The organism is Delftia tsuruhatensis NBRC 16741, assembly GCF_001571325.1.
In the GTDB taxonomy this organism is placed as follows: Bacteria; Pseudomonadota; Gammaproteobacteria; order Burkholderiales; family Burkholderiaceae_C; genus Comamonas; species Comamonas tsuruhatensis.
In genome coordinates this window covers 1-25,141 of record NZ_BCTO01000058.1, presented here as the reverse complement: position 1 = coordinate 25,141, position 25,141 = coordinate 1, and the positions used below count along the sequence as shown (strand labels likewise).

Below are 25,141 nucleotides of genomic sequence, written 5' to 3'. Positions count from 1 at the left end.
TAATTAGTTACAAAAAGACCAAATCAGGAGTGAGATCAGTGTCATCTTTTGCAGCACGAAAGCCTCTACTTGAACGCCTTGCCGCAATGCGTGGCTCCACAGTCATCTCGTACATCACAGGAGATCGACGTCAACTGGAGACGCAGATTTCTCCCGAGATCGTGGATCTTTTTGTACAGCACTTGGATCACATAGGCCCTGTCCCCAAGCTTTCGCTTCTACTGACAACGAACGGTGGTGACACGGCTGTAGCTTGGCGACTGATCAATCTGCTACACACCTTCTGTGACGAGCTTGAGGTGATCATCCCGTCCAAGGCGCTTAGTGCTGGCACGCTCATCTCGCTGGGTGCCAACCGCATCGTGATGACCAAACAGGCAGCCCTAGGCCCCATCGATCCTAGCGTCAACAATCCACTTAACCCTCCAGTGCCCCAAGCACCGCACGTCCGCGTCCCGGTCAGTGTTGAAGCTGTACGTGGCTACCTTGAAGCAGCTAAGGGTTTCGGAGCAACAGAAGCGTCACTGACGCAGCTTCTGATCGACTTGTCGAACAAAGTACATCCCCTGGTGCTGGGAACCGTGTTCCGGTCCCGGGAGCAGATCCGCTTCTTGGCGAAGAAACTTCTGGTGCGCCAGGTGCAAGACCAGGAAAAGAGCGCACAAATCATCGATTTTCTCTGCGCCGAATCTGGCAGCCATGACTACACTATCAACAGACGCGAAGCAAGAGAATTGGGTCTCCAGATCGAGAACCCTAGCGACGAGTTGTATGCAGTGTTGAAACAGCTTCACGCTAGCTACGTCGAGGAGATGAAGTTGCTTGAGCCCTTCGACCCACATAGCTTGCTGGGTGCATCGATGGCGGTAGCCTACGAACTACCTCGAGCAGTCATCGAAAGTGTGGGCTTCGGAAGCCATCGCTACGTGTCCGAAGGGATCCTAGCCAAGGTCAACGTACAGCAGCCAGGAGCACCGATGCAGCAAATACCTTTTCAGCAAGACGCACTTCACGACCAACGCCGCTTTGAAGGATGGAGAAAAATATGAACGACTACTTCCGAGGCTCCGCAGACGCCAGCCAACTGTATCGCCCCTCAACAGCGACTGGGTCGTCTGAGACGGCGACCACCGCTCTCAGTGGCAATCTTTCAGACTTCATGAAGAATGCCACCGTGTTTGTGCCGACACAGCAGATGTTCGGTACCCAGTACTACCCTGAATCGTCCATCTCAGGTGTAGTTGGACGCAAGACCTGACCCACACTTACAACTATGAGAGCGCCTCTCTTCAACAAAGAGAGGCGCTTTTTCGTGAGCGGTCCGGCATCATTGCTTTACCCCCCATCAAACGCTAGTTCCTACTGCTTGCAACAGCCCCTCCGTCTGCAGCAGCTCCGATTAGCGCCGAGGCTGCCACGTACGATCGTTCACATGCGCCGCCCCGGCTCCTGGCATCGTCAGCAATGCGCGCCAGCTCTCCCGCTCGCTCATCAGCGCGGCGCTGCAGCTCGGCGAGCAGATCGAGGGCTGCGGTGTCTGGCGCGCACTGTCCGGTAGCGGCGCGAGCCTGGGCGGCGGCACGGTGGGCGGTGATGTAGCTGGCGAGGTCGCCGCGCAGCCGGCCAGCAGCAGCGCGGGCAGCGTCAGTGTCAGCAGCAGCGCGGGCTTGTGCTTGGCCAGATTCGCGGGCGATGGTGTCGAGGTTTTCACGGTAGGTGCCTTCCAGTTTTCGATATCGCTCGGATGTTGCAGCGGCCGCTGCAGCTGCGGCCGCGCGCTCGGTCGCCAGGTCGGCGCGGGCCTTGTCGGCCACGCGCAAAGCGAGCAGATGGCCAACGCTCTGCCACAGCAGCAATGCGGCCAACAGCAGGGCGAGAAGCTGCCAGGCATAGGCCTTGAGTTGGGCCATCATGGCTGCACCTCGCAGTCGCTGGAGTAGCCATTGCGAGCCTGCGCCGCGCACGCGGCAAGCTCTGCTTGCGCCAGGGCATCGGACACGCCGCAGACGTGCAGAACCTGGCCGGCACGGATGTACCAGGCCGGGGAAAGATCAGCCTCGCGGGCAGCAATGTCGAGCAGTGCACACGCCTGCACTGCGCTCCCAGCAGGCACGACCGTGCAGCCGGCCAGGGATAGGGCCAGCAGTGCACCAGCAGTTGATTTATGCATGGCTATACCTCTTGTATGCCCACCAGCGTGCTTTTGCCGCTGACAGTGATCACCCGATTGACGGGCTTATCCGGCGTGCGCGTGGACAGGTGCACCCAGTGCTTGCCGCCAACGCTCTCATAGATGATTTGCCCTATGCCAAGCGCGTTGACGTGCGGCGCAAGGGCCTTGGCCACGGTGTAGGGCGCGCCGAACTGGGGCGCCACGATGTCTGCGGCCGCGCCGATGGCGTGATCGCTGCTGGTGACGCCGCCCACGGCGGCATTGACAGCGCGCGAGCGGTAGCCGCTGGTCACGACGATGGGCACGCCCAGGTGCGCGCGCACGCGCTCCAGCATCGCGGCCGTGAGCGTCAGGCGCTGCAGGGCCTCGGGCGTTGGAGTGTTGTCCAGGCCCTGGCGCTGGGCCGTGCTGCTGGCGGTCATTTCCGCCAGGCTGAAATGGGGGGTCAGTTGCATGATGTCTATCCCTCTTTGAATCGGGTACGAACGATGAGCACGACAAAGCCCGCGAACATGCACAGTTCGCGAGCCGTGGGTGCTGGGAAATCGAAGATGGGCGCGACGAGCGCGCCGGCGCCGGCGGCAGCGAGCAGGCACCAGGCCAGGGCCTTGAGCCAGGCAAGCAGGCGCTGATTGCTGGTCAGGCCTGGCAGGCACGGCCGCGTGCGCTCCAGCTTGTTGAGGGCCTCGGCCAGGACGACCAAGCCGAAGATCCAAAGAGCAAAAAAGCCGAGAACTCGCATATCAGTTCTCCCCGGCCTGCGGCCAATACTTGCGCATGAGAGCGAGCAGCACGCGCTGCGCGCCGGCACCGACCAGGAACGCCATTGACAGCATCAGCGATGCCGGCACGTTGGCGATGAGCAGTGCCAGCGGCGTGAGATAGCCAGCCGTGATCGAGGAGGCCCAGGCCACGGCCAGCCGCCGCACGGAAGTGCGCAGCAGTTCGCGCCAGGTGTCCGCAGTGCCCGGCACGGTGTTGAGCAAGATGATGCTCACCAGGGCACCGAAGAAGCCGGCCAGCAGCAGATCGACGTGCAGACCAAGCGGCACGCCGAAGGCAGTGAGTGCAGACGTCGAGACTGCCGCGCCTGCGAACGTGGCCATGCCAGCGGCAGTGGTTGTGGGTTCGGGCATCAGATCCTTTCGGGCATGAAAAAACCCGCCGAAGCGGGTTTACGTTGTTTTCAATATTTCAGATGACGATATTAACTATCGATTTCACCAACTTGGTATCTCTGACACTGATAGTGCTGGCATAAGCCCGACAAGATCTGATCTCGTGTTTCTCGATGACCCGCTATTCTGGAATGCAAACAAAGCCATGTAGTCACTTGCCTCTGCTGCAAAAATACAAGAACCGGATATTTGTATTCCCTCAACTCCGGTTATGACGCTTGTTACCCCAGAAGGCCCAGTGCTGAGGTCTGTAGCGTTTTTGACCGGCCCAGCAGAAAACACAGTCCCGGCCGAAGAATCATTAATTGAGCACAATCCGTGAACAGAGTAAGTTCCCGGGCGGAATACAGTAATCCTGCCTGTAGATGTACTAGCTATAGGACTAAGTAAAAATGAAGTGTTGTCTGTAACCACCGTATCCATTGGAATGGAAAGAAATGCAGCGTTAGACATTGAGTAAGACGAAGTGCGGCGCATTGACGCGTATACAGGAATGGTTTTCCCTGAAATTTTCGACCAAGAACCACCGTCACACATAAGCACAGCGCTTTCGCCTCTCCACATTACTCTTTCATTTTTCCCATCAATAAGTTCTGAGGAGTTCCCCTTTAATTTAACAAGTCTAGAAAGAGCTGCAGACATTCTCACGCCAACAAATTTACCAGCATTTCCAGATGCTGGCGGCAGAGTCACCGTGTAATCGGATGAACTGCCAGAGCAAGAATGCATTCTCCCGATTTCAAGCGTATATGTTCCACTTACTGAAATCTCGTCATTTACTAGTGGCGACAGGAAATCTCCTGCACCGCCACCTGACCCGGATAATTCCACCCAATCAGAACCATCCCACTGCTGGATGCTGCTATCCATGTGGATTACCACGCCCTGAACCGGAGCATAGGCATACCACGTACCCCCCCTAAAGATCGCAAGATCGCCCGGGGCGAAGGTTGACCACATCGCCCCCGTAGCGCCGGAAGGGATGATGTAGATCGCGCCGTCAACGCCAGCGGGTTGCGCTGTCGTGGTCTTGCTGATCACAAGCCCCGAAAGGATCTCGGAGCGCAGCGCGTTGTCGTTTGCTGGAATGCTGGCCTGGTTGGTGCCAGCCTCCCACACGGCGAAAGGCAAAATAGGTGTGCTCATATCAAGTCGTAGTAAGCAGTCCAGTCGAATCCCCCGGCGACGAATCGCGTGGGCGTGATGAGCGATGCAGCGGGCGGCTGCACCTGATTTGGGTTGTCCAACGGTATCGAGAAACTGCCGATCACGGAATCCGTGAGCGTGTTGACGGCGAAGCTCACGCGGCCGCCAACACCCAACACATCACCCGCAATCGCCATCCGGCCCGGCGTGGATGTCACTTCCAGCTCAAATGCCTCTTTCGCACCCGTGCCGGCGTCGTGCTTGTAGAGCCGCACCGGCAGGTCGTGAAGGCAGATCACCCAGAGTTTTCCGCCGTGGACCACAAGATCAGCCGGGTATCCAGCAGTCGGAAACGTGTCCACAAGTGAGCCTGTGGATCCATCGAGCTTGTAGATGCAGTTGTCTGCCCGACTCGCACCGTACAAATACGATCCATCGGACACTAGGCTGTTGATCCTCAGACCGGTCACTGTGGCCTGTACCGCCAGCGTGGCTGGGTCCAGTTTTTTGATAGCCGGCTCATACGGCACCGACACCCATAGATTGCCACCGGACAGCGCCAATCCCTGGGCATCACCTGTACCACCTACGCGCATTTGAGCCACTTCATTGAGGTCCGCGTCCCATTTGCGCACAAGCCCGTCGCTGCCGCCGTAGAGGCTCGTCCCATCGTTGATGAGCGCGAAAAGGAATGGTCCGGCATAGGCCGCCCTAACCACCTCAAGCGTGTCCGCTCGGAGCTTGAATAGCTGCCAACTCGCCCCCGAGTTCTGTGCTGCAAACAAGTCGCCGCCCATCAACTGGCCGTAGGCCCCGGCCCGCGCCGAGCCGTACATTGCAATGCCACGCTGGAACGTGCCATCACCTATGGGTGTCTCGCCACCCGGCTGCTCTTCCTCTGCCGGTCCGTCGCCGTCCCCTGCTGCTCCGTCCGTGCTTACCCAGCGCCAGGGGCCTGCGCCCGTGACCGCATTGACGGCAGCCACATGCACCCGTATCGGCCAGGTCATCGCGCCCAGTTGCAGGGTGTGCGTCTGAGCCGTCACATCGGCTGTCATCGACTGACCGCCAGCGTCGGTCGCGTACACCCGAAATCCCCTGAAATACTGACTCGCCACAGGCAGCACGTCTGTCCCAAGCCGATGACGCGGCGCCCAACTGGCAACGATGCTGCCGCCCACCGGGCCGCCAGTGGCGGAGATGCGCAGCGATGCAACGGGCCATTCACGTTGCGCGCGACCCGCATATGTCATGGACTGGGGCGTAGCCGTCTCCACGGCCCCGCCGAAACTAGGGGCTCTGTGCGTCAGTACATGGCGCAGCCATGCCGACTGCGCGGATATGCGGCTCACGTCATCCAGAAGCACCAGCAACGCGCCGGAAGAGTGCGCCCCCGGCACGGTGTTGAGCTGCCCTCGATGCAATGTGCTCAGCCGGTAGCGCAGGCCGCTGACATGCTCGGCATCGCGGTATTGCGCGACTTCCCAGGATCCGTCTGCCAGCTGCAGCGCCACGGCGCCTGCACGCTGCAGGAACTGGGCCGCAGTCACGCTGTCCAGGCTGTCGCCGTCGCGGATCAAGTCCACATCGATCACGTTTGTGCTGTCTGTGTACCAGGGGGAGGCATCAGGCAGAGCAGCGCGCAGACGGCCTATCGTTGCAGGGAAGTTGATGCCAAGAGCCTCGACATACGATGCCCCGCCATCCAGGCTTCGCTGCACCTGGGCGCCGCGCCATGCAGAGCGGTCGCCAGTGACTGCGGCATAGTAGTAGAGGGCGTCATCGTCATCTCGCAGCAGTGGCACGTCCAGCACGGCCAGCACGGTGTCGCCTACAACGCTTGAAGGGGGCTTTGTGGGCTCCGGCAGCGGCACGTATCCAACAGTTGATGCATAAGCGCTGCGGCGGTCCACATGCCCAGTAATCTGCATCACCCCGGCCGACATTTCGATCCCGTCGATGCGCACGCGCCGCGCCGTGTCGCGCGGCTTGAGCACAACGCAATCGCCTGGCACAAGGCGCAGCCATGAATCCGGCAGCGAGAATTTGACCTCGCCCTCTGCCTCGGACCAGGACACTTTGTGCAGCATGGCCGCTTTCTGTGCGGCAAGCTCCGAGGTCATCACCACAGCAACCTGCATCGCCGATTCTCCAGTGACGCGCACATCAGGAGAGACCCGCTCACTCGTTGCTTGCGCTGTCTGGTAATTGACGGCAGCACTTTGAAACGTCAGGTGCAGCTTCCTCGGATACTCAATTTGCGCTTGCCGCTCACTATCGTCTGGCTCCTCCACCATATCTTCAATGGTTATCTCGGCGACCGAAGCCTTACCTCGCTTGTGATACCAGATCTTTCCTCCATATTCTGGGCAGTCGAAGAAATACGGCGCCCGCAGGCTATTGATAGCGTCCGCTCCACTATAACCCGCACTGGCCATAACAAATCCGTCCACCATATCAACAAGCTCGGACGTATCGTAGTTCTCCGGACCCAAATTGCAGCGCTCACTGATGGAAGTCACTATCTCATGCAATGGCACGGGAGAAATTTTCACCGTCGTCCCGCCAGCCTCGACAGCCTCTTCAGTCAGCACACTGGCGCCCCATGACCATTCTGGCGGGTACTGAGGAATATCCTTATGCATGGTGAATAGATTATCGTCTTCATCAAGGAGTAATCCAAACAGTGGGTCATTTGACAAAACAACCTCTGCAGAATTTGCAGGCGTATATATCTTAGTTGAATCTATGGCATCCCATGTTAAATAGAATTGACCATTAGAAGATGGCGCGCACCTCATTCCAACAACACAAACATCAGACCTCGTTTGGTGATGGAACTGAACGCAGTGATATAGCCTATTACCAGCAGATGCCTCACCTGTAAATTGATAGACCTCAGTTCCATTTATCTCTATATAGAACGTTGCATTAACAGATGGCTGTCCGAAAGTTGGCTCAACATACCAACCCATGAAATATGTATTGTTAACTGAAGAATCCATAGTGCGGCCAGGAAGCCTACTCGAAGCCAAACCTCCTCCGCCAGTCGTTCCCTGAATCGAATTTCTTTTCTCGGAAGGTATCGGGTCGCCAGGATTTCCAAGTCGGTTGGCCTCCGCACGACCAACAACAAACTCATATTGAGGGATGGAGCCACGCCGATCAGTCACATCGTCGTCAATGAAAACAATGTATGAGCTTCCGCGATACGCGGGCACTTCACCTGCTCCGTGAATGGCTTCGAGGTCCGGGTCGGGCAGTTGCTGCTCATCACCCTTATAAATGCGGCAGCCGGACAGGAATTTATCGTTGTCGTCCTGGAACTCCGGATCGCTGGCGTCGTAGACGATCTTGCCGTCTTTCTTCGCCATGATGATCCCGGCGATGGGCTCGGCAATGCGTATCGCGTATGTGCGCAGCAGGGCCTCGGTTTCGACGGATGGCCCGCCCTTTCCCTGGCGCTCCTTGCGCGTGATCTTGCGCGTGCGGCCGGCGTCGATGACGTTCCCGGAAACCGGGGCAGTGCCGTAGACAACTGCTCGCGGAGCGCCCTCCGCAGTTGTTTGGGTGCCAGCCTCTTCGATACTGGGGCCGCGCATTGTCTGCGGGATAAGCGAGCCCACGATGCTGCCCGCCATCCATCCGACCTGGGCGCCTGCAGGTCCCCCGATAAAGAAGCCAGCCACTGCGCCGCCGACAGATAGAGCAAGACGTGCCATTTACACAGGCCTCCGGTACACGCAAACTATCCGCGCGCGCCAGTCATCAGACAGACGGTGCTCTACGACACGGCCGTGCATAGAGTCTGCGTGGATCATGGTCAATTCGTCCGCATACGGCGCCTGAGCGATCAGTGCGACGTGGTGCGGGTCTTTGTCAAAGCGCATGACGACGACATCGCCGGGCTGTGGCCCGTCGTCAACGGGATCTCCCAGGGCCGCGCGCAGGCCCTCCATGAGGCCATTTCGGAACGGCTCGCGGCCGTAGGCCCTCACATCCGGCAACTCGATGCCGAGGTCTCGGTATGCGATCCATCCCAGGCCGGCGCAATCCAGACCCGTGGCGCTGCGTCCGCGATGGCGGAATGGGACACCCAGGTACTTGCGGGCAGAGTCAACGAGCGCACTCATATGCTGGCCCCTGGGGCGTTGATCTGGCCCGTGTCTCCGACCGGGATGTACGGCTCGCCACGGTAGTGCAAGACCCAGTTCGCACCGAACCAGGTCTTGCACCCGTTGGGGCCATCCTTCCACTTCGTGCAGTCGGGACGCACAAAGAACTGATCGCCGGCCTGGACCGGAAACATGGAGGCAAAGGTGAGCGACAGCACGCCATCCTTGTGCTCCTCGACCTCGTAGACGCGGCCCGCGTTTGCCCCCGTGGCCCATCGCAACATGCCGGGCTTGAAATAGCCATCCGGCTCAGACAGCGCAGTGCTGAAGCTGACGGTGTTTTCCTCGCCTGGCTCAACCACATGCGATCCCACAAACAGGCCATCGACCTCGCGCCCGCAGTAGAAGAGCTGAGTCACTGTGGCGCCAGGGGTGCCCAGAGGCTGACTGCCGAAGATCGCACGGCAGCGCAGCGAGTCTTTCTCAACCACAGTCTGCTTGAGACGCTTTGTCAGCCCCAGCATCTCGAAGGTGAACGACATGCCCTGGGACACACGCACTTGGCCCAGCTCGCCGCGCGCCAGCTCGACAAACTGCGTCGTGTCCTCGAAGTTCACGAGGTAGCTGGTCCAGCGGGCATAGTCGTAGGCGCCGGCCACCAGGTCGCGCTCCGAAACAGGCACGTCGAACTCGGGCACAAGGCTTGTTCCCTCTGCGTTGTCCACGGCCATGTCCGAGCTGCTCACGCGCGCGCTGGAGTCAACACCCACGGCCGCGCGGTACAGCAGCGCACCCGTGCCGGCGTCAAACAACACGTCACGGTCCAGCGTGGTCACGCCCACAGGGGTATAACCGGGCGCCACAGGCTCGATGCGCACCAGCATGCACACCGTGGTGGTATCCCCATCCAGGTGCTGCTGCAGGGCGATTGGGATGGTCCTCATGTTCCAAATTCCTCCACTAGCTCCACCGTCGTGTGGGCTGATACATGCGAGTCGCGGGTGAAGCCGAAGAAGTCCGACGAGAACCGCACACGAACGTTGAAATCAAAATCCGCCGTGATGTCCTCGCCGGCCAGCCAGGGGGCCTGCGGCGTGACCAGGCCGGTGAGCCTGTCCACGGTGCAGGGCACCTGAGCGCCCCCCTGGAACACGCGCACGGTGCGCTCCACGGGCAGCGTGATGGCTCGCACGTAGCGGGCAGGCCCGAACGCATAGACCTTCACCAACTGCATGGGCGTTGCCGCCCCGTCGCCCTGGCCAATGACCTGGCCCCGCGCCCTGTAGTCGTTCCAGTCCTTGAGTGCAAACGTGTGCATCTGCCCATGGCACGCCAGGAAGGCGGCAAGGATGTCGTTCTGCACAGTCGGGTCCAGCGTCGTGTAGTCCACGGTGTACTTGTGGTGCGGCATGGCCCATTCCTGCCGCCGGCGATTGCGGCCGCTGGCCAGCGGCACCACAAGCGTTTGCCAGGCCGGGCCGCCGACAAAGCCGATGTCCACCTTGTCATTGATCCGCGCATCGATAAAGCTCATCGCATCCTCTCTGCACTGCGCATCTGCAGCGCCACATCGCCAGCGATCTGGCTGCGGGTGCGCCGGTCCACGCGGCCCTCCACGGGCACATTGATGTTGTAGATGCGATCCCCGCCACGGCCGCCGCCCGCGCCTGCACCGGGCTCGCTGACGGCGCGCACGCCGAGCACACCGGCAGAGTTGCGGGTCAACGGCATGATGGCCTCCGGGCCCGCCTCGCCGAACACGCCCGCACCCTTGGCAAACGCGAAGAGCTTGGGCGAGCTGTGCACCTGGTTGCTGTAGCGGCTCAGGCTGGGGCTGTCGTAGACGCCGCCCTTTGCGTTGAACAGGAAGCTGAAAAGGCTGCCAATTCCGCCCCCGCCACCACCACCGCCGCCTTTGCCCCCCATGAGCGAGCCGAATATCTGGGACAACCACGAGGTTGATTCGCCCAACTGGCCGTTGAGCCACTGGGCCAGCGGCGCGCTGATCTGCTGCGAAATGATCCCGGCCGTGATCTGATTTGCGATGGTTTCGCCCAGCGATTCGAACGAGTCCAGATTGCCCGCATAGAGCGCATCAGTGGCCGCCGAGGTGAACCCCGACAGCGCATTCCCCACGATGCCCTCGGTGCGCTTGGCGACGTTGCCCACTTCATCCAGATAGTTGGCGATGGCCTCGTTCGCGCCGACGAACCAATCCGACTGCTGCTCACGCCGGCGGCGCCAGAAGTCGGCATCCAGCTCAAGCGCTTTCTGGTTGGCGTCGTTGATGATCTGCAGGCGGCGCGCATATTGCTGTTCCAGCTCCGCATTCCATTTGCCCGCCATCTCCAGCAGCTCGCGGTTGTTGCGCAGGTCGTTGCGCTGGCCCTGGTAGCGGTCATTGATCTGGTTTTGCGCCGTGTTGCGGTCGCGCCATTGGTTGCCCAGGCCCATGCCGTCCAGCTCGCGCTGATAGCGGTCCCGGCTGCTTTGCAGGTAGTCCTCCATGGACTGCGTAAGCGCCTTGTACGAGGCCTCCAGCTGGCGATTGGCCGCCTCCTCCTGCAGGGTGGAGATGGCCACGTCCGTGGCAGCCTTGGCCCGGATTTCGGCAATCTTCCCCACGTTCTGGGCGATCTTCTTGTCGTTGTTGATCTTGTCCGCACCGGTGGCCGACTGCTTGGTGTAGCGCTGGTTTTCTTCCTCCAGCTCACGAATCTGCAGCGCGGCGTTGTCCTCCAGGAACTGGCGCTTTTGGGCGTAGTAGTCCCGCTCGCTGACCAGGCCGGCGGCGCGCTGCGCATCGAGCATGCGTTCGGCGTTGCCCTGTGCGGTGGTCAGCTGGCGATAGCGGATCTGGATGTCGGTGATGTCTGCAGAGAGGTCAGCCTTCGCGATCCTGGCGGCGCCGGAAGCGCCTTTTTTCCCCATGTTCGCAAGCCGCTCATTGACACCGTCCAGATTTGCCTGCAAGCGCTTAGCCAGCTCCCCACCGCCCTCTCCCTTGCTCCTAAGCGTCTGCAGCGCCGCACCAAGATCCTTGGCATGGTCTTTCAGGTCAGCCATTACCTTGGATGTGGCCTTGTAGCCATCCGTTGCCTTGCGAAGCGTCTCGATTTGGCGATTCCATGCCTCGGCCTCGGCGTTGACGACAGGCGCCCCCCAGGAACCAGTGGCTCCACCCTTGTTGTCTCCCCACGACCCAGTGGCTCCACCAGTGTTGGCAGGCGCTTTAATCCCGCCAGTAATGGCGTTGTAGACCATGCCATTGAGGCCCCCTCTAAATTGCGCCTCCAACCATGGCGGAGGACGCAATTTTTGCAACCAGTCCACTGCTTCCGCAGTGCGCTGAACCAGCCCTGCCATCAGTTCATTGGCAGTCTGCAAGGGGCCGCCGTTACCCATGGCAGTCATCGCTGCGTCCCAGCTATTGCCGAAGTCGTTCGTAGCCTTCTGCAAAGGCGTGAGCCCTTGCAGGGCCAAGCCACTGGTAGCCTTGTGCAGCACGTCCAACATGGCCGCCTGCGCGCCCGCCTTGTTGCCCATCTCGGCCATGGCCTGTATTGAGGCAACCTGCTCAGCCGAGAACACGCGCAACACGCTATTGAGTTCGACCACCCCCTTTTCAGGATCAGACAACGCCTTGCCCAGCTCCTTTGCAGCCTCCGGCACAGTGCTGCGCATGATGACCGCCACATCAGCAGCGGCCAATCCGATTCCGTTGATCGATGCAGTGCTCAAGTCACGCATCACAGCCAAGTCCCCGACCACAGCGGAGGCCATCGATTTGGAGACACCCGGGAGAAGCGCCATCTCCGAGCGTAGTTTTTTCATGGCCTGAGTCGACAGCTCTACCCCCCGGCCTGTTGCATCAGCAAAGGCCTGCCACGACATCTCAGTGCGCAGCGATGACTCAGCCTTGGACATGGCAAATCCAAAGCCCACGACTGCTGCTGCGGCGACGGTGAAGGGATTTACCAACCCCAGAACCGCACTGCCGAGCGCCTTAACTGCAGGACCGATACCTCCGAACATGTCTCGCAGTTGGCCGCCCTGCTGGAGCAAGACGGTCAAAGGAGCCTGGCCACCCTGCAGGCTGACCACGATGTCCGTGATCTGCGCCGGCACGCCACGCATTGCAGCATTAATCTGCTTTTGCGACATTGCGAATTGGTTGCCCGAAGCCTGTGCCGCCGCACTGGTTGCAGCCAGTTGCTCGCGCAGAAACTTCTGCACCTCGCCAGTGGTCCGCGTCTCAATTCGGAAAGCAGCCAGCCCCTCCTTACCCAGTTGCAGGGTATTGATCTGCCGCAGCATCTGCTCGGCGGCACGGCGCTGCGCTTCGGTCATGCGACCCAGCTCCTGCTTGACCGCATCAGATGCCCCCTCGAAGCCACGCATCTGGCGTTTGGCCGCCTCAATGCCCGTCTGCAGATCATCAGTGTTGACGACGATGTCAACGCGCGCCGTGCCTATGGATTCAGCGGCCATGCGACCTCCCAAAAGAAAAGCCCCTAGGCATTCGCCTAGGGGCTGTGATTGTTTCGTTGCTAGGACTGACGCTATGCGAGCGGGTCTCCCGCCCCATCAGTTGTTACCGTAAACATGTCAACTATGGCCCAGATCAGCGTAACGACCAGGCCAACAAAAAACCAACCTAGGGTTGCCGTTATGACAAACTGCGCAGCCCCTCGGCCGAGGCGCCCGGCATAGAAGTTATGGACTCCGAAAATCCCAAAGAACAGCGCCAGAATGATGTAAATGCCACGACTTTTGGCAGTCTTCACGATGTGCGGGTTTGCCTGCACCGGAGCCCCATACTTGGGCTTTGCGGGTCTCACTTCCAGAGGACGCCATCCGCCCGTGATGAAGTCGGCACCGCAGAAGTCACATTTGCGCGAGTCAAGAGCGACCGCCTGTGTGCAATTGGGGCAATACCCTTGCGCGGCTTTTTGAACCGCTCCCACTTTGTGGTTCATGTACAGGGCCTTTGCCTTTGACTCGTCGCCGCCCGATTCGGCGAAGCACTTCGCCCAAAGACCAGCGTCACGGGCATCAGCAGATTCAGCCTCCTGCATCGCCCTCACCCATACATCATTGCTGTCGGTCATAGCTCCCCTATTCAGATCGTGCTCAGTAACCAGATGCTAACAAAGCACAACCTATCGAGCAGCCATGAGCTTGACCGCTTCGGCCTCAATAACGCCTAGCGCCCACACCGCATGGTCGTAGTCGGATTCCGATAGCTTTTTTCGATCCAGCTCATGCAGGAACACATTCATGTCCAAGCCATAGGCGCCGCCCATGCCTACGCGCCATTGACTGGAGAACCTACGGAACAGGGCAACGGGCATTTCATTCTCTGGCCAGGGATAGACAGCAGGCGGCGGCGGAAGGTCGCTGAGCGTCAAACCCACTTCGGCTAGATCGGAGGCCGAGGGGGGTTTGAAGTAGAGCGCCTGCGCCGCCGCTACGAGTTTCCCTCGCGCGACACCGTCAAGGCTTGGCCGTAGCCGGTGAGCAGAGCCCAGTCGAATGCAGGCATATCCTGCAGGATCTCCCGCACGCCCTCTGCAGTCAGCGGCCGGTCGGCATTCCAGGAAACCACGACCCGCAGAATGGCGTCTTCCGGCTTTACGGAGCCGCTCGCCAGCCCCTGGAACATCTTCCCGTATTCATCCTGCAGCATGTGGCGAAAGACGCAATCGAGCTTTTGCGCACGTCCCTGGCCGGTGATAGTGATGGAACCCTCGAAGGTTGGAGGAGCTTTGGTGATGAAGGTCATAGCGCTTATGCCTCGTAGCGGGTGAACTTGCCAGCCATGGAGAACGTGGCAGTGTTCTGCATGTTCTCGTTCATGGTCAGCGAGGGGTCCGCGTCGAAGGACGGATAGACCGGGTAGTAGATGCTCGCCCCGTTGGGGAGGGCTGCGCGCAAGACGATCAGTTCGGCCTTCTCATCCAACTTTTCAAGCGCCGTGTACCACGCCTTGGCCGGGTCGTAGTCCAGCGTCAGCGTGAGCACCTTGGCGTTCTTGAACGTGGGGCGCTGCTTCTGCGTCCTGGTGCGGTCTTCCAGGTACTGCCAGTTGTAGAACTGCTGCTCTCCGCCCGACTTGGCCGAGCTGGTGACCTGGGACAGCTGCACCCAGGTATCCACGGCCAGCAGAGAACCTGCGCCGGCGCCAGTGCCCGGGGTGTAGATGTCATCGTCCGTGGTGTCGATGCCGTCGAGCGTGACCTCTCCAGCCGTGGAGCCGGACGCACGGGCCACGCGGCCGTCGATGCCGGCCCAGTTGCTGTTGATCAGCGCGATGGCCCCAGCCGCCACGGTGCCGCTGGCCAGGGTTGCAACTGCCGGCATGGCGTTGGAGATCCCCGATACCGCCACGGCGGTCTCGAAACCAGTGGACACCGAAAAGATGGTGCCGTTGGGAAACATGGAAGACATGGAAGAGTTCCTTTCAGACGAAAAAAAACCGCCTGAAGGCGGCCGGTTGCACAAGGGGCGGCATCAGGTGTCCCGATGCCAGAAGTAAAAATCCTGCCGCGTTCCCCGCAGCTTGGTGGCCTGGTCGTAGACGCTGGAGAAAGCCCCCAGCGCTTCCGAGACAAGCTCGCTTTCGATCAGCACCTTTTCGACCTGCAGGGCAATGGCCGTGGCCTGCGTGCGCCGGTCGTCCCAGACGTTGATCTGTATGCGCGCATGCCGGTGGTCCGGCAGCCGCTTTTCCAGGTACTGCCTGGCACGGCCGCCCGTCTGCTCGTAGGTGATGTAGGGCTTGCCCGCATGGTCGGGCGCAAGGTCGGGATAGATCCGCCCACCCACCAGCGGCCCCAGCAGTTGCACGATGCGCTCATTGAGCGTTGCCATTCGGTCCTCCTCCTCCAGCGATCTCGCTGATCAGCTCCTGCCAGCGCTCACGCCCTCGGCGCATCATGGCCGCCTGCGCGCTGGCGGTAGTGGCCTCGTAGGCCGAGCGCAGGAACGATTGACCGGGGATGTATTTGGGCACCGGCAGGCGCTGGGTCTTGTCGGTCCAGAACCTGCCCAGGCTGTCCACGCGAACCTTGTAGATCTGCATGTACCCAAATTCCACCAGGTGGCCATGCGGCGCCTTGCGCCCGTTCCAAGTGACCGAATAGCGCGCCTGGTTGGTGCCCTGGGACTTGGTCTTGTAGGCCAGGTAGATGGCGCCGTACAGCACATCGGTGCGCAGCGGTACGCGCTGCTTGGCCTCGTCGCGGATGACCTTGCCACCTGCCACCGCCATGGAGCGCGCCAGGCTGACCCGCCCGGCCTCGCCCAGTTTGTCCAGGTTGGCGAAGACTTCGGACATGTCCGTGGCCATGCCCGCGCCCTTGGCAGCCCGGGCGCGGTCGCGCGCAGTGACGAGGTTGCGGCCGTTAGCCATTGTTGGCCCCCGTGGCCACCACCAGATCCGTGTGCTCGCGCCGCACCTCGTCGTGAACAACCTGGCGGATCTCGTAGACCACGCCAGCGCCCACCGCACGCATGCCGGCGGTCAGGCCTGGCCGGTACGGCGTGCGGATGCTGTACTGCACCCGGCTGACTTCCTGAGCCGCCGCGACGAACTCGCCAGCGATCTGGCCCAGGCCGGAGGGCGCACGGATGTTCCCCCAGACTGCGATGACATCCTGCCAGTCGTCCAGGGGCTGCCCATCGCCATCGACGCCAGGCGCGCGCTGCTGGATGAGAAACCGGCGCTTGTATGCTCCTGCACCCATCTCTAGCCCCCCCAGCCCACACGGTCGGGCAGCAGGAAATGCTCTGCGCCCACGGGCAGGTCCGTGACCGTGGCGCCGCGCGCCACCGTCTCGCGGTTCTCGCTCAGATGGCCCAGCAGCAGCAGCAGGGCCACGCGGATATTCGCGGTGAGCACCATTCCGCGCAGGACATGCTGGGCAGACTCCAGCGCGTCGGCATAGGCGTCGTCAGCAGCACAAGAAAGCAGCCGCGCTGTCGCAGGGTCAGCGATCTGCCCAGCAGCTTCTTGCGCCTGCTCCCGCGCAGCGAGGGCAGCCGCCAGCGCAGCAGGAACACCGGCCCGGGCCGCATCAAGGGAGGCCTGGTCCGGGTACACATTGCGGTTCAGGAACCGCTGCGCGGCAGCGTCCGCACCATCCAGGTAGGGCTGTATCTGCTCGGCCGGATAGTCGGGCTCTACGCGCAGGTGCGCGCGGCCCTCATCGAGCGAGATGAGGCTCATGACAGTGCATCCTCCAGGGTTGCCAAGGGGAAAAGGTCCAGCGCTGTGGAGCGCGTGGCATTGACGATTTGCATGCCGGCCAGCCTGGGCAAGACAGCGCGGAACTGCGCGGGCCACCGGACAATGCCATCGGCATTGCCCAGGCCTGCAGGATGGTCCGCATGCCAGTGCGCGCGGCCATCCAGCCGCTGCAGGTCGTAGCCAAGCAGGGTGACCTGCCGCACGCCCCACCAGGCGGCCTGCGCGATCAGCGCGGCACCGCTGTTGGTGCGCTCACCACCGAGCCAGGCACGTTCGCAGCGAACACCCAGGGGCTGCAGCTTGGGCTGGGGCGACACCAGCAGGCCGGTGCACTGCGCGCGCACCTCGGTCAGGTGCTCGCGCCACCAGGCGAGGTCGAGCCCGTAGATGACGTCGGCCCAGGGGCATCGGCGGAAGGTGGTATTGGTGACGAAGACGGCTCGGCCTATTCCTCGGCCTTGCCCGTCTTCGCGCCACCGGCGCGCGGCTTCGCAGTCTGCTTGGGTGAGGCTTGGGCCGCTGGCGATGCAGACGGCTTGCTGCCAGCGGCCGGTGTAGGGCCCGGCGTGCCAGGGTTGGCAGGCGCCGGGTCCGTGGACAGCCGGACCAGGCCTGATTTTTTCAAGGCCAGGGCCTGCACATGGCTGACGCGGAAGGCGTCTCCACAGCGGCGGCGGCCGTCGTGGTCGAAACCGCTCAGCGCGATGACTTCGATGGTGCTCATGGTGCTACATCCAAAAAAAGGGCCACCGTGCAGACGTGTGCACGGCAGCCAGATGGATCAGGAGCTGACTGGCACGGGCGCGGGGTTGACGCCCGTGAAGTTGCCATTCACGAAGGCTTCGGGCCGGTAGACCGTCAGCGCGGCACGCAGCTCGGCCAGGATCGTGACCATGTTCTTCACGAAGTTGTCACGGTCCTGGGTGCTGACGGTCACGACTGCGCTTTCGCGGTCCCAGGCCTGCGCGCCCAGGCTGAACGCGCCGACAAGGAAGTTGTTCGCGTCCTGCGCCGGCGTGGAGACCACGGGACGGCCCCACAGTCCCGGCACGGCCAGGCCGCGCGGCGTGGCAAACAGGTAGGCGTTGTCGGCGGTCTTGGTCAGCTCGATCTCTGTCCAGTCGATGGGGTTGAGCACGATGCCGTCTGCCGTGTACTCGGCCAGCTCGGCCTGCAGCAGCGCGATGCGCAGGCGGTCGATGGCGGTCTCATTCTGGACAGTGACGCCAGGATTGGCGTAGGCCGCTGCCTGCGGAATGATGCCGTGCATGTTCAGGCCCACGCCGGAGCCCTTGAGCAACTGCAGCTCCAGCTTGACATCCAGGCCGTACAGCAGGCGGCCGTCGATGTACGACTGCAGCATGGGCACATCGCTCAGCACCTGCTTGGATGCGCGGATGAAGTGGGCGATGGTCGCCACTTTCTCGCTGTCCAGCTCGAAGGTGATGTCCGATTCGGGCTTGGGGTTGGACGGGTTTTCCGCGACAGGCGCAGCGTTGTTCGTGAAGCCGGTTTCGCGCACGAATTCCACGGCGTTGCCGGTGGTCGGGCCCCAGTTGAGCAGATCGCTCACGAAAAGGCGCTGCTGGGGCGGCACGATGAGGCCAGGCACGCGCTGAGGCTGGATGAGCGCTCCCGCCGAGCCGTCGCCGCTGGTGACAGCAGCCTTGACCGAGCCTACCTTCACGGTCACGCTGGCAGGGTTGCTGACGTCGAAGTTCTTGATGGCCTCTGCAGCCACCACCCGTGCACCGATAGACTGCGGGGTGCCGTCGCTGCCCCCGCCGTGTTGCAGCTTGGCCAGGATCTGCTCGGCCGCCTTGAGGTTGGCGCGCAGCTCGCCCTGCTCGACCAGCAGCTTATCGACACTGGCCTTGGTGTCCTCGCCCAGCTTGGCGTTGGCCTTGATTTCCTTTTGCGCCGTCTCGGCATAGGCCTTGAGCTTGTCGCCCACGTCCTTGAGGTCGGCCTGCACCTGCTTGTATTCGGTCTCCAGGCTGGTGGTGCCTGCCACGCCGAGCATGGACAGGCCGGCGAGAACGTCGGCGTGCGAGGCAAAGAAGGCCTGCACATCGACGCCGGCCGCATGCGCGGCCACGGAGCCCAGGGCCACGGCGGCCATCAGGGCGAGGGAGAAATAGCGAACGGATTTCATAGGGTTGGTTCCTGTGTTGATGAAGTGAAAACGCGGCTGCTCTATTCCCAGCTCAGCGATGCAGACAGCGAGCCGGACAGGGCCGAGGCCTTGCCTTGCGCTGGGGGCATCCGCCGCTCCGGTTCGATGGGGTCGCCCGCATCGCGCCCGCCCGGGTCGCCCAGGCTGGCCTTGAACTCGCTGATAAGGCGCACGGCCTCGGACTTGGGCATGCCCGAGGTGCGCAGTGCGGCCTCGATGCGCCGCACGGCCGCTGCGCTGGCCTTGGCCTCGCCCTTGCCGACCTGGTCAGAGGGCAGAAGCTCGTCGGCCAGGCCGCGCTCTATGGCGTCGGAGCCACCGATCCAGGATTCGGCATCCATGAGCCGGCGCGCCTCCTTGTCGGCCATGCCGGAGCGGGCCACGTAGATGTCTGCCATGGCAGCGTCGAAGGGCTCCAGCCAGTCGGCGATTTCGCGGAAGTCGTTGCGGTTGCCTGCTGCGATGACCCATCCGTTGTGCACCATGAAAAACGCCGCACGGGCGATCTGGACGGTGTCTCCGGCCATGGCGATGATGGAGGCCGCCGAGGCGGCCAGGCCAACGACCTTGACCGTGACTTCGCCCTTGTGCTCGCGCAGCAGGTTGTAGATGGCCAGGCCCTCGAACATGTCTCCGCCGGGGCTGTTGATGTTGACGGTGACAGGGCCTGCACCCAGGCTGCGCAGGGCACCGGCAACGCGCTTGGCGGTGACGCCCTCGCCTGTCCAGTAGTCGTAGCCGATCACGTCATAGACGCTGATGCTGCGGTCCTCCTGGTCCTCGGTGAGGGCGGAACGCACCTCCCTGTTCCAGCGGTCCAGGGCGCGCGGCAGTATTTCGCTGCGCACGCTTGCGCTCGGGCGGCCGGCCGGGGCGCCCGGTAGTTCTCTGATGCTCATGGTTCAGCCTTTCTGTGGCTCGTCGGTGTCGAAGCCCAGCAGCGACCTGAGCGCTGCCCGGGCCTGCTGGTTGTTGTCGAGCTGGCCCAGGGAGTCCAGCGTGGTCATGGCCGATTGCACGGTGAGCACCGCAGCATTGCCACCCATGGGCGGCCGGTCCTCCAGCTCGCGCACCTCGTCGCGGGTCAGGATGCCCTTGTCCACCATGACGCCGTAGAACGCCGCCCGCGCCGCGCTGTCGGTGCGCAGCAGGCCCTCCACCGCGTACTTGGCGTAGTAGCGCAGTCGGTCGCCAGGGGTGAGCAGATCCTTGGTAATGGCCTGCTCGATGGACTTGATGATCGGGCCCAGGCAGAACGTCAGGAACCCAATCAACTCCTGCTCCATGCCAGAGCCCCATTTGGTGGCGCCCTGCGATGCATGGCCCACCATCCAGGGCGGCACGCCGAACCATCGGCAGATCTCTTCAACGCTCCACGCCCGGGATTCGAGCAGCTGCACATCCTTGGGGCTGATGTTGATGGCTTCGACCTCGATCCCGCCCTCCAGCAGCGGCGCCTGTCCGTCCTCGATGAGGCCGATGACGTTCTTCCGGAATTCGGCACGCTGCTCCGGCTGCAGGAACTTGGCCACCTTGTAGAACAGGTTCTGCAGCGCGCCGTTGCGAAACGCCCGCCCTGCTGCCTGGTCTGCCGCCTGGGCCTGCCCGAAGACCTTGGCGCCGTACTCGATGACGCTGACGCCATTGCGGCCATCAAGGGTGAACCCGGGGACAGTCCAGACCCGGGACGCAGGGATGATGCGCTGCTTGCCGTTGAAGTCCAGGTAGCGCCAGTCCAGCACGATGGAGCCCTGCTTGCGGCCCACCGTCAGGCGCCCAGGGACCAGGAATTCCAGGCCCACCAGGCGCTCGCCGATCATCAGCCTTTCTGCCCGCCCGCAGCCCTGGGTGAGCATGGCCGAGACCATCGCCTGCCAGAACATGGTTGCCGTGGCATCGGGGTTGGGCACGTCGTGCAGGATGCTGTGCAGCCCGTGCTCCGGCGCCACCCGCTTGCCCCCGCTGTCCTTCGTGTAGATGCTCAGCGGCAGCGTGGCGATGGTGGAGGAGATGAGCCGCACGCAGGCCCAGGCCGCCGACAGCTGCAGCATGCTGCGCTGGTTGACTGAGACCCCGGAGGCCAGGTCCACGCCGAAAACGGCGGCCGAGCCAATGGGGTCGCTGATGCTGGCGGACTGGCCTCGCAGCCCATGTACGGCGGCGCGCAACCGGCCGCGCATGCGGTGGTAGAGGGTTGGTTTCATCTGCTCGAAGTTCCTGCTGTTGCGGGACTGGCGAAGAAGCCGTCCTCATCACCCGTTTCATCGGGCCTGGCGTAGCGGCCCAGGGCCATCACGGTGGCCACGATGCCGTCTATGCGTCCGTTTTCCTTGCTGGTCTTTTTGTTCGGCCGGTAGTTGCCGTTGCTGTCGAACAGCAGCGAGACGTTGCCCGCGCAGTAGCGCAGCACGGGGTTGCCGCCATGGGCCAGCATGCCGCCGTAGACCAGCTTTTCCAGTTCCTTGCTGCCAGGACCCATGCCGCCGGTGTTCTGCGGGATGTTGACCATGGGCAGGCCTTCGGCCATCAGCTCGTTGACCAGGTGCTGGGCATTCCAGTCGTCGAAGCCCAGCTCGACGATGTCGAAGTCCTTGCCGGCCTGGACGATGACCTGTCGCACCGCGCTGTAGTCGGTGACGTTGCCCGGCGTGGCGATCAGCCATCCCTCCTCCACCCATTGGCGATAGGAGGCCTCGTCCTCGGCCTCTTCCAGCAGCTTGGACTCGGGCACCCAGTGCCACGCCAGGACGTGGACCGTGGTTTCGCCCTCCAGTGGCGGGAACACCAGCACGAAGGCGGTGAGGTCGCGCACGCTGGCGAGGTCCAAGCCCCCATAGCAGCGCCGCCCCTTGAGCATGGCCGGCAGGAAGGGCTTGCCGCCCCTGTCCCAGACCTGGATATCGAACCACCCTTCGGCGTCGTTGCACCAGATGTTGAGATCCTTGGTCAGGAAGTTGGCCCGCGCACCCGGCAGGGCCTTGGCCTTGCGCGCCTGGGTGCGCATGTAGTCCCACATCTTGCTGCGGCCCAGCCCGGGGTTTGCCTTGGGCCAATTCCGCTCGTCGTAGTAGTCATCCCCCACGTCCAGCGTGTAGATGTAGCCGAAGAAGGCATCGTCCTGGCGGCGCCCCTCAAGGATGCTGACCAGGTAGCTGCGTATCTCCACGCAGATGCCATTGAGGATGAAGCCCGCCGTTGTGATGGCCGACAGCAACGGATCTTCACGCGCGCCCAGGGCCGACTCCATCACGTCCCACACATCGCGGTTGCTGGCCGCATGCAGCTCGTCGTACATGATGGCCGAGGGGTTCAGGCCATCCAGGTGCTCGGCATTGGCCGGCAGCGGCTGGAAAACGTTGCTGTCGCCGAACTGGACCTTTTCCTGATTGGCGCCCTCGTAGATGCGAAAGCTGCGCCGGGTGCGTTCCGAGCGGCGGCACCATCGCTTGATGTTGTCGAACGCCGGCTTGAACACCGTCATGGCCTGCGCCCGCGTGGTGGCTACCGCGTAGACCTCGGCGCCACCCTGCCCCGCCATCGAAAACAGGTACGCGCCCTGCGGCCCCTTCCAGGTGCTTTTGCCATTCTTGCGCGCCACCTCCTCATAGGAGCGCGTGAACCTGCGCAGCCCCGTCGCGGCGTGGCGCCAGCCGTAGAGCACGGCCGTCCAGAACTTCTGCCAGGGGTCCAGCAGGATGGGCTTGCCCGTCAGCGGCCCCTTGATATGAACGAAGAAGCGTTCGATGAAGTGGATGATGTGCCAGGCGTGATCCGGCTGGAACACCAGGCCTCGGGCACCGGCCTCCTTCAGATCGCGGTAGTGCCGCAGCACGGCCAGGTAGACATATTTGCCGGTGACCACCTCATTGCGCAGCACGGGCAAACCGTAGTCCACATCCCACTGCTGCAGCTGCTCAGGGATCAGTGCGTCGCACTGCCGCCGGGTAAGCTGGTAGCGTGGCTTGCGAGGGCGGCGAACAGGTCGTCCTGCTGCCCCTGCGGCCCCGCGTCTTTCCGCACCCGGGCCAGTGACGGTATGGTCAAGCATGCTTTGGGTAGCCACTGGCCCAGCTCCATTTTCAAGCGGGCCTCATCCTTGGCCCAAGGCATTTCCGTCACCCATCCCGTTTTGGATGTCTGGGTCCGGCCCTTCTCATCGCACAGCGCCACGGCCTTGAGCCAGTCGGCGAAGGTGCGCACGATCACCGCAATCGGAATGCCGGCGGTCAGGTGCTCGACCCCGGCGCGGCGCAGCGAGTCGCAGATGTACTCGTAGAGCTTTTGCTCCTCCTCGCCCAGCCGCAGCATCTCGGGCGCAGCCGGAGATTCGATTGCTCCCGGCTGACTCGCCACGTATCCAGCGCCCACGGCCGGCAACTGGACCGCGAACTCATCAGCTTTCTTGGTCATGACACTCCTAGTTAAACCCCCAGGGGGTAGTTACTGCCCGCCAGCAAAGTCCGGTGGAGCGGTCGGTTTCCAGGGCCGAGGGCCCCGACTTTTGCCCCCCCCCCTCCCCCCTGGGTCCGGTCGAGGGCAGGGGTCGGGCACCCCCGCCGATGGGGCGGCGATGGCCCTGGCAGGGGCGCCATGGGGCGATCTCCCGCACACCCATGCCCGGGCCAGTGCGGGCGGGGTGCGTGCGTCCTGCGGGCTGTGAGGGCCTTTGCCGCCGGTGCGTCCTGGCCGGCGGGCAACCTCGGCCCGCCGGCTCATCAACGTCCGCGATACGCAGCCCGATGCAGGCCGCGCCGCCGCTCAAGTTCCGTCTTTGCGTCGTGGTGCTCATCGCACAAGCCCTGCAGGTTGCTCGGATCGTTGGTCCCACCCTCTTCAAGGGGAACGATGTGGTCCAGCTTTTCCCACAGCCGCACGATCCCGACCTTGGCGCACTCCACACACAGCGGCGCATCGCGCTTACGCTCTTCGCGCATGCGCTGCAAGGCTCGGCCAGCAAGGCGCTTGATGGGTGCCGGTCTGTTGCGCACCCACGCTTTCTTTGGGTGCTTGGCACAGCGGCCAGAGCCGTCATGCACAAGGGCGCCACATCCCGGATGCGTACAGGGACGCGGAGCAGCAGATGGCATGGTTCTTCCAGAATGGGCCGGTTACGGGTCCGGCGCTGATGGGTCAGCCGTCGAGGGTCGCGCGCCCGATTCCCAAGATCGAACGCCGTGCCGTTTACCCAGGCACGCGGCCCCTAGCGCTCCAGGCATCGCGGTAATGGGGAGGCCCGGCGTTGCTCCACCTCCGTGGCGCCGGTTGGTCTTTATCACTCGTACCTCTGCGAGTCATGGGACACCAGGGATTGCTGCCCGATGGAGCCCAAAGAAAAGCCCCGCCGGGTCTGCACCGGGCGGGGCTGGCAAGTGATCAGCGGTTAGGGGCACCGAGCACTAGCTTGCCGCAAATGTAGCCCAACTCTCTATGGTGGAAAACTCCCCGCGCGCCGCATGTACTCACGGCCACGGGCCAGCGCCTCGCGCTCTTCCCTGATGCGTTGCTGCTCCTGCAGCCAATGGTCAATGTACTGGTCCGCCTGGTTCAGATGGGCATGGATGGTGCTCGGCCCCTTGCCCATGTTGCGGGCAATCTCCGACACACCCAGGTCCAGCAGGTAGTAGTCGTAAACCGTTGCATAGAGGTGGCGCTTTGCCTGCTCCATTTCCTGCACTGCCTTGTCCACCTCCTCGGCCTCCTGGTCGATGTGGGGGATCTGGCAGCCGCCGTAGCTGTTGCGGCCCCAGACATCGACGGCCAGCACGTTGACCGAATGGAAACCCAGGCCACTGCTGTTGAGCCGGGACTTCCACAGCGCCCAGTTGTCCAGCTTGCGCTTGATGTGCTCGATGCGTGCCATCAGTTCGCCCCCAGATCACCATGGCCAGCGATGATGCAGACGTGTGCACAGCCCATCCGCGAGATGAGGCGCGAGACCTCGACCGTCCGGCTCAGCTTGACGAAGGGCGTCCCTGCCACCTGCCCCGCCTCTGTCGCCCAAAAGCAGCCAGGCCGGCCAGCCAACCCCATCCGCACCAGTCGCCACACCCGGGCGTCTTTCTCTGCATGGCGCTGGATCGTCTTGTAGACCTCGGGCATGGA

31 protein-coding genes are annotated in these 25,141 nt (G+C 62.6%); 2 read left to right on the top strand and 29 right to left on the bottom strand.

Annotated features, from left to right (window positions below; translation table 11 throughout):
- Nucleotides 1-38 precede the first annotated feature (38 nt).
- The gene (locus DTS01S_RS24420; RefSeq protein ID WP_217649267.1) at nucleotides 39-1,049 is read left to right on the top strand and encodes an SDH family Clp fold serine proteinase; all 1,011 of its coding nucleotides are present in this window, start codon (nucleotides 39-41) and stop codon (nucleotides 1,047-1,049) included.
- Nucleotides 1,046-1,258, top strand: a complete 213-nt coding sequence (locus DTS01S_RS30675) for a hypothetical protein (RefSeq protein ID WP_139223850.1) — start codon at nucleotides 1,046-1,048, stop codon at nucleotides 1,256-1,258. The genes DTS01S_RS24420 and DTS01S_RS30675 overlap by 4 nt, the downstream gene beginning before the upstream one ends.
- A gap of 94 nt (nucleotides 1,259-1,352) precedes the next feature.
- Here the strand turns inward: DTS01S_RS30675 and DTS01S_RS24415 are convergent, their stop codons facing one another.
- From DTS01S_RS24415 to DTS01S_RS31090, 29 genes are all read right to left on the bottom strand, one after another.
- A complete protein-coding gene (locus DTS01S_RS24415; RefSeq protein WP_254787974.1) occupies nucleotides 1,353-1,913 on the bottom strand; it encodes a DUF2514 family protein in 561 nt (186 codons plus the stop codon).
- Complete coding sequence (locus DTS01S_RS24410; protein ID WP_061289244.1) at nucleotides 1,910-2,170, bottom strand: hypothetical protein; 261 nt, start codon at nucleotides 2,168-2,170, stop codon at nucleotides 1,910-1,912. The genes DTS01S_RS24415 and DTS01S_RS24410 overlap by 4 nt, the downstream gene beginning before the upstream one ends.
- A 2-nt stretch (nucleotides 2,171-2,172) precedes the next feature.
- Nucleotides 2,173-2,628, bottom strand: coding sequence for a D-Ala-D-Ala carboxypeptidase family metallohydrolase (locus DTS01S_RS24405; protein ID WP_061289241.1), 456 nt, complete (start codon nucleotides 2,626-2,628; stop codon nucleotides 2,173-2,175).
- A 5-nt stretch (nucleotides 2,629-2,633) separates the two neighbouring features.
- Nucleotides 2,634-2,915: a hypothetical protein gene (locus DTS01S_RS24400; RefSeq protein ID WP_061289237.1), complete on the bottom strand. Its 282-nt coding sequence runs from the start codon at nucleotides 2,913-2,915 to the stop codon at nucleotides 2,634-2,636.
- A gap of 1 nt (nucleotide 2,916) precedes the next feature.
- The gene (locus DTS01S_RS24395) at nucleotides 2,917-3,309 is read right to left on the bottom strand and encodes a hypothetical protein (protein ID WP_061289234.1); all 393 of its coding nucleotides are present in this window, start codon (nucleotides 3,307-3,309) and stop codon (nucleotides 2,917-2,919) included.
- Between the two features lie 84 nt (nucleotides 3,310-3,393).
- Nucleotides 3,394-4,497 carry a DUF2793 domain-containing protein gene (locus DTS01S_RS29995; protein WP_074931832.1) on the bottom strand — a complete coding sequence of 368 codons (1,104 nt, stop codon included), beginning with the start codon at nucleotides 4,495-4,497 and terminating at the stop codon, nucleotides 3,394-3,396.
- Nucleotides 4,494-8,219: a phage tail protein gene (locus DTS01S_RS24390; RefSeq protein WP_254787972.1), complete on the bottom strand. Its 3,726-nt coding sequence runs from the start codon at nucleotides 8,217-8,219 to the stop codon at nucleotides 4,494-4,496. The genes DTS01S_RS29995 and DTS01S_RS24390 overlap by 4 nt, the downstream gene beginning before the upstream one ends.
- Nucleotides 8,220-8,630, bottom strand: coding sequence for a C40 family peptidase (locus DTS01S_RS24380; RefSeq protein ID WP_061289223.1), 411 nt, complete (start codon nucleotides 8,628-8,630; stop codon nucleotides 8,220-8,222).
- Nucleotides 8,627-9,556, bottom strand: a complete 930-nt coding sequence (locus DTS01S_RS24375) for a DUF2163 domain-containing protein (RefSeq protein WP_061289220.1) — start codon at nucleotides 9,554-9,556, stop codon at nucleotides 8,627-8,629. Before DTS01S_RS24375 ends, DTS01S_RS24380 begins: the two co-directional genes overlap by 4 nt.
- Nucleotides 9,553-10,146 (bottom strand): DUF2460 domain-containing protein, encoded by a 594-nt coding sequence (locus tag DTS01S_RS24370; protein WP_061289217.1) that lies wholly within the window; start codon nucleotides 10,144-10,146, stop codon nucleotides 9,553-9,555. Before DTS01S_RS24370 ends, DTS01S_RS24375 begins: the two co-directional genes overlap by 4 nt.
- Nucleotides 10,143-13,103, bottom strand: a complete 2,961-nt coding sequence (locus DTS01S_RS29990; RefSeq protein ID WP_074931830.1) for a phage tail tape measure protein — start codon at nucleotides 13,101-13,103, stop codon at nucleotides 10,143-10,145. Before DTS01S_RS29990 ends, DTS01S_RS24370 begins: the two co-directional genes overlap by 4 nt.
- A 71-nt stretch (nucleotides 13,104-13,174) precedes the next feature.
- A complete protein-coding gene (locus tag DTS01S_RS24350; protein ID WP_061289207.1) occupies nucleotides 13,175-13,723 on the bottom strand; it encodes a TM2 domain-containing protein in 549 nt (182 codons plus the stop codon).
- 51 nt (nucleotides 13,724-13,774) lie between these two features.
- Nucleotides 13,775-14,023, bottom strand: a complete 249-nt coding sequence (locus tag DTS01S_RS29985) for a DUF1799 domain-containing protein (RefSeq protein ID WP_217649266.1) — start codon at nucleotides 14,021-14,023, stop codon at nucleotides 13,775-13,777.
- A 59-nt stretch (nucleotides 14,024-14,082) separates the two neighbouring features.
- Complete coding sequence (locus DTS01S_RS24345; RefSeq protein WP_061289204.1) at nucleotides 14,083-14,397, bottom strand: phage tail assembly chaperone; 315 nt, start codon at nucleotides 14,395-14,397, stop codon at nucleotides 14,083-14,085.
- Nucleotides 14,398-14,402: 5 nt separating this feature from the next.
- The gene (locus tag DTS01S_RS24340) at nucleotides 14,403-15,062 is read right to left on the bottom strand and encodes a phage tail protein (protein WP_061289201.1); all 660 of its coding nucleotides are present in this window, start codon (nucleotides 15,060-15,062) and stop codon (nucleotides 14,403-14,405) included.
- 63 nt (nucleotides 15,063-15,125) lie between these two features.
- A complete protein-coding gene (locus DTS01S_RS24335) occupies nucleotides 15,126-15,485 on the bottom strand; it encodes a DUF3168 domain-containing protein (protein ID WP_061289198.1) in 360 nt (119 codons plus the stop codon).
- Nucleotides 15,469-16,026, bottom strand: coding sequence for an HK97-gp10 family putative phage morphogenesis protein (locus DTS01S_RS24330; protein WP_254787971.1), 558 nt, complete (start codon nucleotides 16,024-16,026; stop codon nucleotides 15,469-15,471). The genes DTS01S_RS24335 and DTS01S_RS24330 overlap by 17 nt, the downstream gene beginning before the upstream one ends.
- Entirely contained in the window at nucleotides 16,019-16,360 is a 342-nt protein-coding gene (locus DTS01S_RS24325; protein WP_061289195.1) for a phage head closure protein, read from the bottom strand. The genes DTS01S_RS24330 and DTS01S_RS24325 overlap by 8 nt, the downstream gene beginning before the upstream one ends.
- Before the next feature lie 2 nt (nucleotides 16,361-16,362).
- Nucleotides 16,363-16,842 carry a head-tail connector protein gene (locus tag DTS01S_RS24320; protein ID WP_061289192.1) on the bottom strand — a complete coding sequence of 160 codons (480 nt, stop codon included), beginning with the start codon at nucleotides 16,840-16,842 and terminating at the stop codon, nucleotides 16,363-16,365.
- Entirely contained in the window at nucleotides 16,839-17,207 is a 369-nt protein-coding gene (locus DTS01S_RS24315) for a hypothetical protein (RefSeq protein WP_061289189.1), read from the bottom strand. Before DTS01S_RS24315 ends, DTS01S_RS24320 begins: the two co-directional genes overlap by 4 nt.
- A 101-nt stretch (nucleotides 17,208-17,308) precedes the next feature.
- Nucleotides 17,309-17,587 (bottom strand): hypothetical protein, encoded by a 279-nt coding sequence (locus DTS01S_RS24310; protein WP_061289186.1) that lies wholly within the window; start codon nucleotides 17,585-17,587, stop codon nucleotides 17,309-17,311.
- A gap of 57 nt (nucleotides 17,588-17,644) precedes the next feature.
- Nucleotides 17,645-19,018, bottom strand: a complete 1,374-nt coding sequence (locus DTS01S_RS24305) for a phage major capsid protein (protein WP_082774939.1) — start codon at nucleotides 19,016-19,018, stop codon at nucleotides 17,645-17,647.
- A 41-nt stretch (nucleotides 19,019-19,059) separates the two neighbouring features.
- A complete protein-coding gene (locus tag DTS01S_RS24300) occupies nucleotides 19,060-19,938 on the bottom strand; it encodes a head maturation protease, ClpP-related (protein ID WP_061289183.1) in 879 nt (292 codons plus the stop codon).
- A gap of 3 nt (nucleotides 19,939-19,941) precedes the next feature.
- The gene (locus DTS01S_RS24295; protein WP_061289180.1) at nucleotides 19,942-21,243 is read right to left on the bottom strand and encodes a phage portal protein; all 1,302 of its coding nucleotides are present in this window, start codon (nucleotides 21,241-21,243) and stop codon (nucleotides 19,942-19,944) included.
- Entirely contained in the window at nucleotides 21,240-22,934 is a 1,695-nt protein-coding gene (locus tag DTS01S_RS24290; protein ID WP_061289178.1) for a terminase large subunit, read from the bottom strand. Before DTS01S_RS24290 ends, DTS01S_RS24295 begins: the two co-directional genes overlap by 4 nt.
- 26 nt (nucleotides 22,935-22,960) lie before the next feature.
- Nucleotides 22,961-23,449, bottom strand: a complete 489-nt coding sequence (locus DTS01S_RS31330) for a hypothetical protein (RefSeq protein ID WP_061289175.1) — start codon at nucleotides 23,447-23,449, stop codon at nucleotides 22,961-22,963.
- Between the two features lie 305 nt (nucleotides 23,450-23,754).
- Nucleotides 23,755-23,973: an HNH endonuclease gene (locus tag DTS01S_RS31325; RefSeq protein ID WP_254787969.1), complete on the bottom strand. Its 219-nt coding sequence runs from the start codon at nucleotides 23,971-23,973 to the stop codon at nucleotides 23,755-23,757.
- 491 nt (nucleotides 23,974-24,464) lie between these two features.
- Nucleotides 24,465-24,899, bottom strand: coding sequence for an antiterminator Q family protein (locus tag DTS01S_RS24275; RefSeq protein WP_061289169.1), 435 nt, complete (start codon nucleotides 24,897-24,899; stop codon nucleotides 24,465-24,467).
- Nucleotides 24,899-25,141 (bottom strand): hypothetical protein (locus DTS01S_RS31090; RefSeq protein ID WP_061289167.1); only part of this gene is annotated, 243 nt, incomplete at its 5' end. The genes DTS01S_RS24275 and DTS01S_RS31090, both read right to left, overlap by 1 nt.

Bases quoted from the DNA above. Each gene is read 5' to 3' on its own strand.
- DTS01S_RS30675 (WP_139223850.1), top strand. From the start codon at position 1,046: ATGAACGACTACTTCCGAGGCTCCGCAGACGCCAGCCAACTGTATCGC.
- DTS01S_RS24415 (WP_254787974.1), bottom strand. From the start codon at position 1,913: ATGATGGCCCAACTCAAGGCCTATGCCTGGCAGCTTCTCGCCCTGCTG.
- DTS01S_RS24410 (WP_061289244.1), bottom strand. From the start codon at position 2,170: ATGCATAAATCAACTGCTGGTGCACTGCTGGCCCTATCCCTGGCCGGC.
- DTS01S_RS24405 (WP_061289241.1), bottom strand. From the start codon at position 2,628: ATGCAACTGACCCCCCATTTCAGCCTGGCGGAAATGACCGCCAGCAGC.
- DTS01S_RS24400 (WP_061289237.1), bottom strand. From the start codon at position 2,915: ATGCGAGTTCTCGGCTTTTTTGCTCTTTGGATCTTCGGCTTGGTCGTC.
- DTS01S_RS24395 (WP_061289234.1), bottom strand. From the start codon at position 3,309: ATGCCCGAACCCACAACCACTGCCGCTGGCATGGCCACGTTCGCAGGC.
- DTS01S_RS29995 (WP_074931832.1), bottom strand. From the start codon at position 4,497: ATGAGCACACCTATTTTGCCTTTCGCCGTGTGGGAGGCTGGCACCAAC.
- DTS01S_RS24390 (WP_254787972.1), bottom strand. From the start codon at position 8,219: ATGGCACGTCTTGCTCTATCTGTCGGCGGCGCAGTGGCTGGCTTCTTT.
- DTS01S_RS24380 (WP_061289223.1), bottom strand. From the start codon at position 8,630: ATGAGTGCGCTCGTTGACTCTGCCCGCAAGTACCTGGGTGTCCCATTC.
- DTS01S_RS24375 (WP_061289220.1), bottom strand. From the start codon at position 9,556: ATGAGGACCATCCCAATCGCCCTGCAGCAGCACCTGGATGGGGATACC.
- DTS01S_RS24370 (WP_061289217.1), bottom strand. From the start codon at position 10,146: ATGAGCTTTATCGATGCGCGGATCAATGACAAGGTGGACATCGGCTTT.
- DTS01S_RS29990 (WP_074931830.1), bottom strand. From the start codon at position 13,103: ATGGCCGCTGAATCCATAGGCACGGCGCGCGTTGACATCGTCGTCAAC.
- DTS01S_RS24350 (WP_061289207.1), bottom strand. From the start codon at position 13,723: ATGACCGACAGCAATGATGTATGGGTGAGGGCGATGCAGGAGGCTGAA.
- DTS01S_RS24345 (WP_061289204.1), bottom strand. From the start codon at position 14,397: ATGACCTTCATCACCAAAGCTCCTCCAACCTTCGAGGGTTCCATCACT.
- DTS01S_RS24340 (WP_061289201.1), bottom strand. From the start codon at position 15,062: ATGTCTTCCATGTTTCCCAACGGCACCATCTTTTCGGTGTCCACTGGT.
- DTS01S_RS24335 (WP_061289198.1), bottom strand. From the start codon at position 15,485: ATGGCAACGCTCAATGAGCGCATCGTGCAACTGCTGGGGCCGCTGGTG.
- DTS01S_RS24330 (WP_254787971.1), bottom strand. From the start codon at position 16,026: ATGGCTAACGGCCGCAACCTCGTCACTGCGCGCGACCGCGCCCGGGCT.
- DTS01S_RS24325 (WP_061289195.1), bottom strand. From the start codon at position 16,360: ATGGGTGCAGGAGCATACAAGCGCCGGTTTCTCATCCAGCAGCGCGCG.
- DTS01S_RS24320 (WP_061289192.1), bottom strand. From the start codon at position 16,842: ATGAGCCTCATCTCGCTCGATGAGGGCCGCGCGCACCTGCGCGTAGAG.
- DTS01S_RS24310 (WP_061289186.1), bottom strand. From the start codon at position 17,587: ATGAGCACCATCGAAGTCATCGCGCTGAGCGGTTTCGACCACGACGGC.
- DTS01S_RS24305 (WP_082774939.1), bottom strand. From the start codon at position 19,018: ATGAAATCCGTTCGCTATTTCTCCCTCGCCCTGATGGCCGCCGTGGCC.
- DTS01S_RS24300 (WP_061289183.1), bottom strand. From the start codon at position 19,938: ATGAGCATCAGAGAACTACCGGGCGCCCCGGCCGGCCGCCCGAGCGCA.
- DTS01S_RS24295 (WP_061289180.1), bottom strand. From the start codon at position 21,243: ATGAAACCAACCCTCTACCACCGCATGCGCGGCCGGTTGCGCGCCGCC.
- DTS01S_RS31330 (WP_061289175.1), bottom strand. From the start codon at position 23,449: ATGACCAAGAAAGCTGATGAGTTCGCGGTCCAGTTGCCGGCCGTGGGC.
- DTS01S_RS31325 (WP_254787969.1), bottom strand. From the start codon at position 23,973: ATGCGCGAAGAGCGTAAGCGCGATGCGCCGCTGTGTGTGGAGTGCGCC.
- DTS01S_RS24275 (WP_061289169.1), bottom strand. From the start codon at position 24,899: ATGGCACGCATCGAGCACATCAAGCGCAAGCTGGACAACTGGGCGCTG.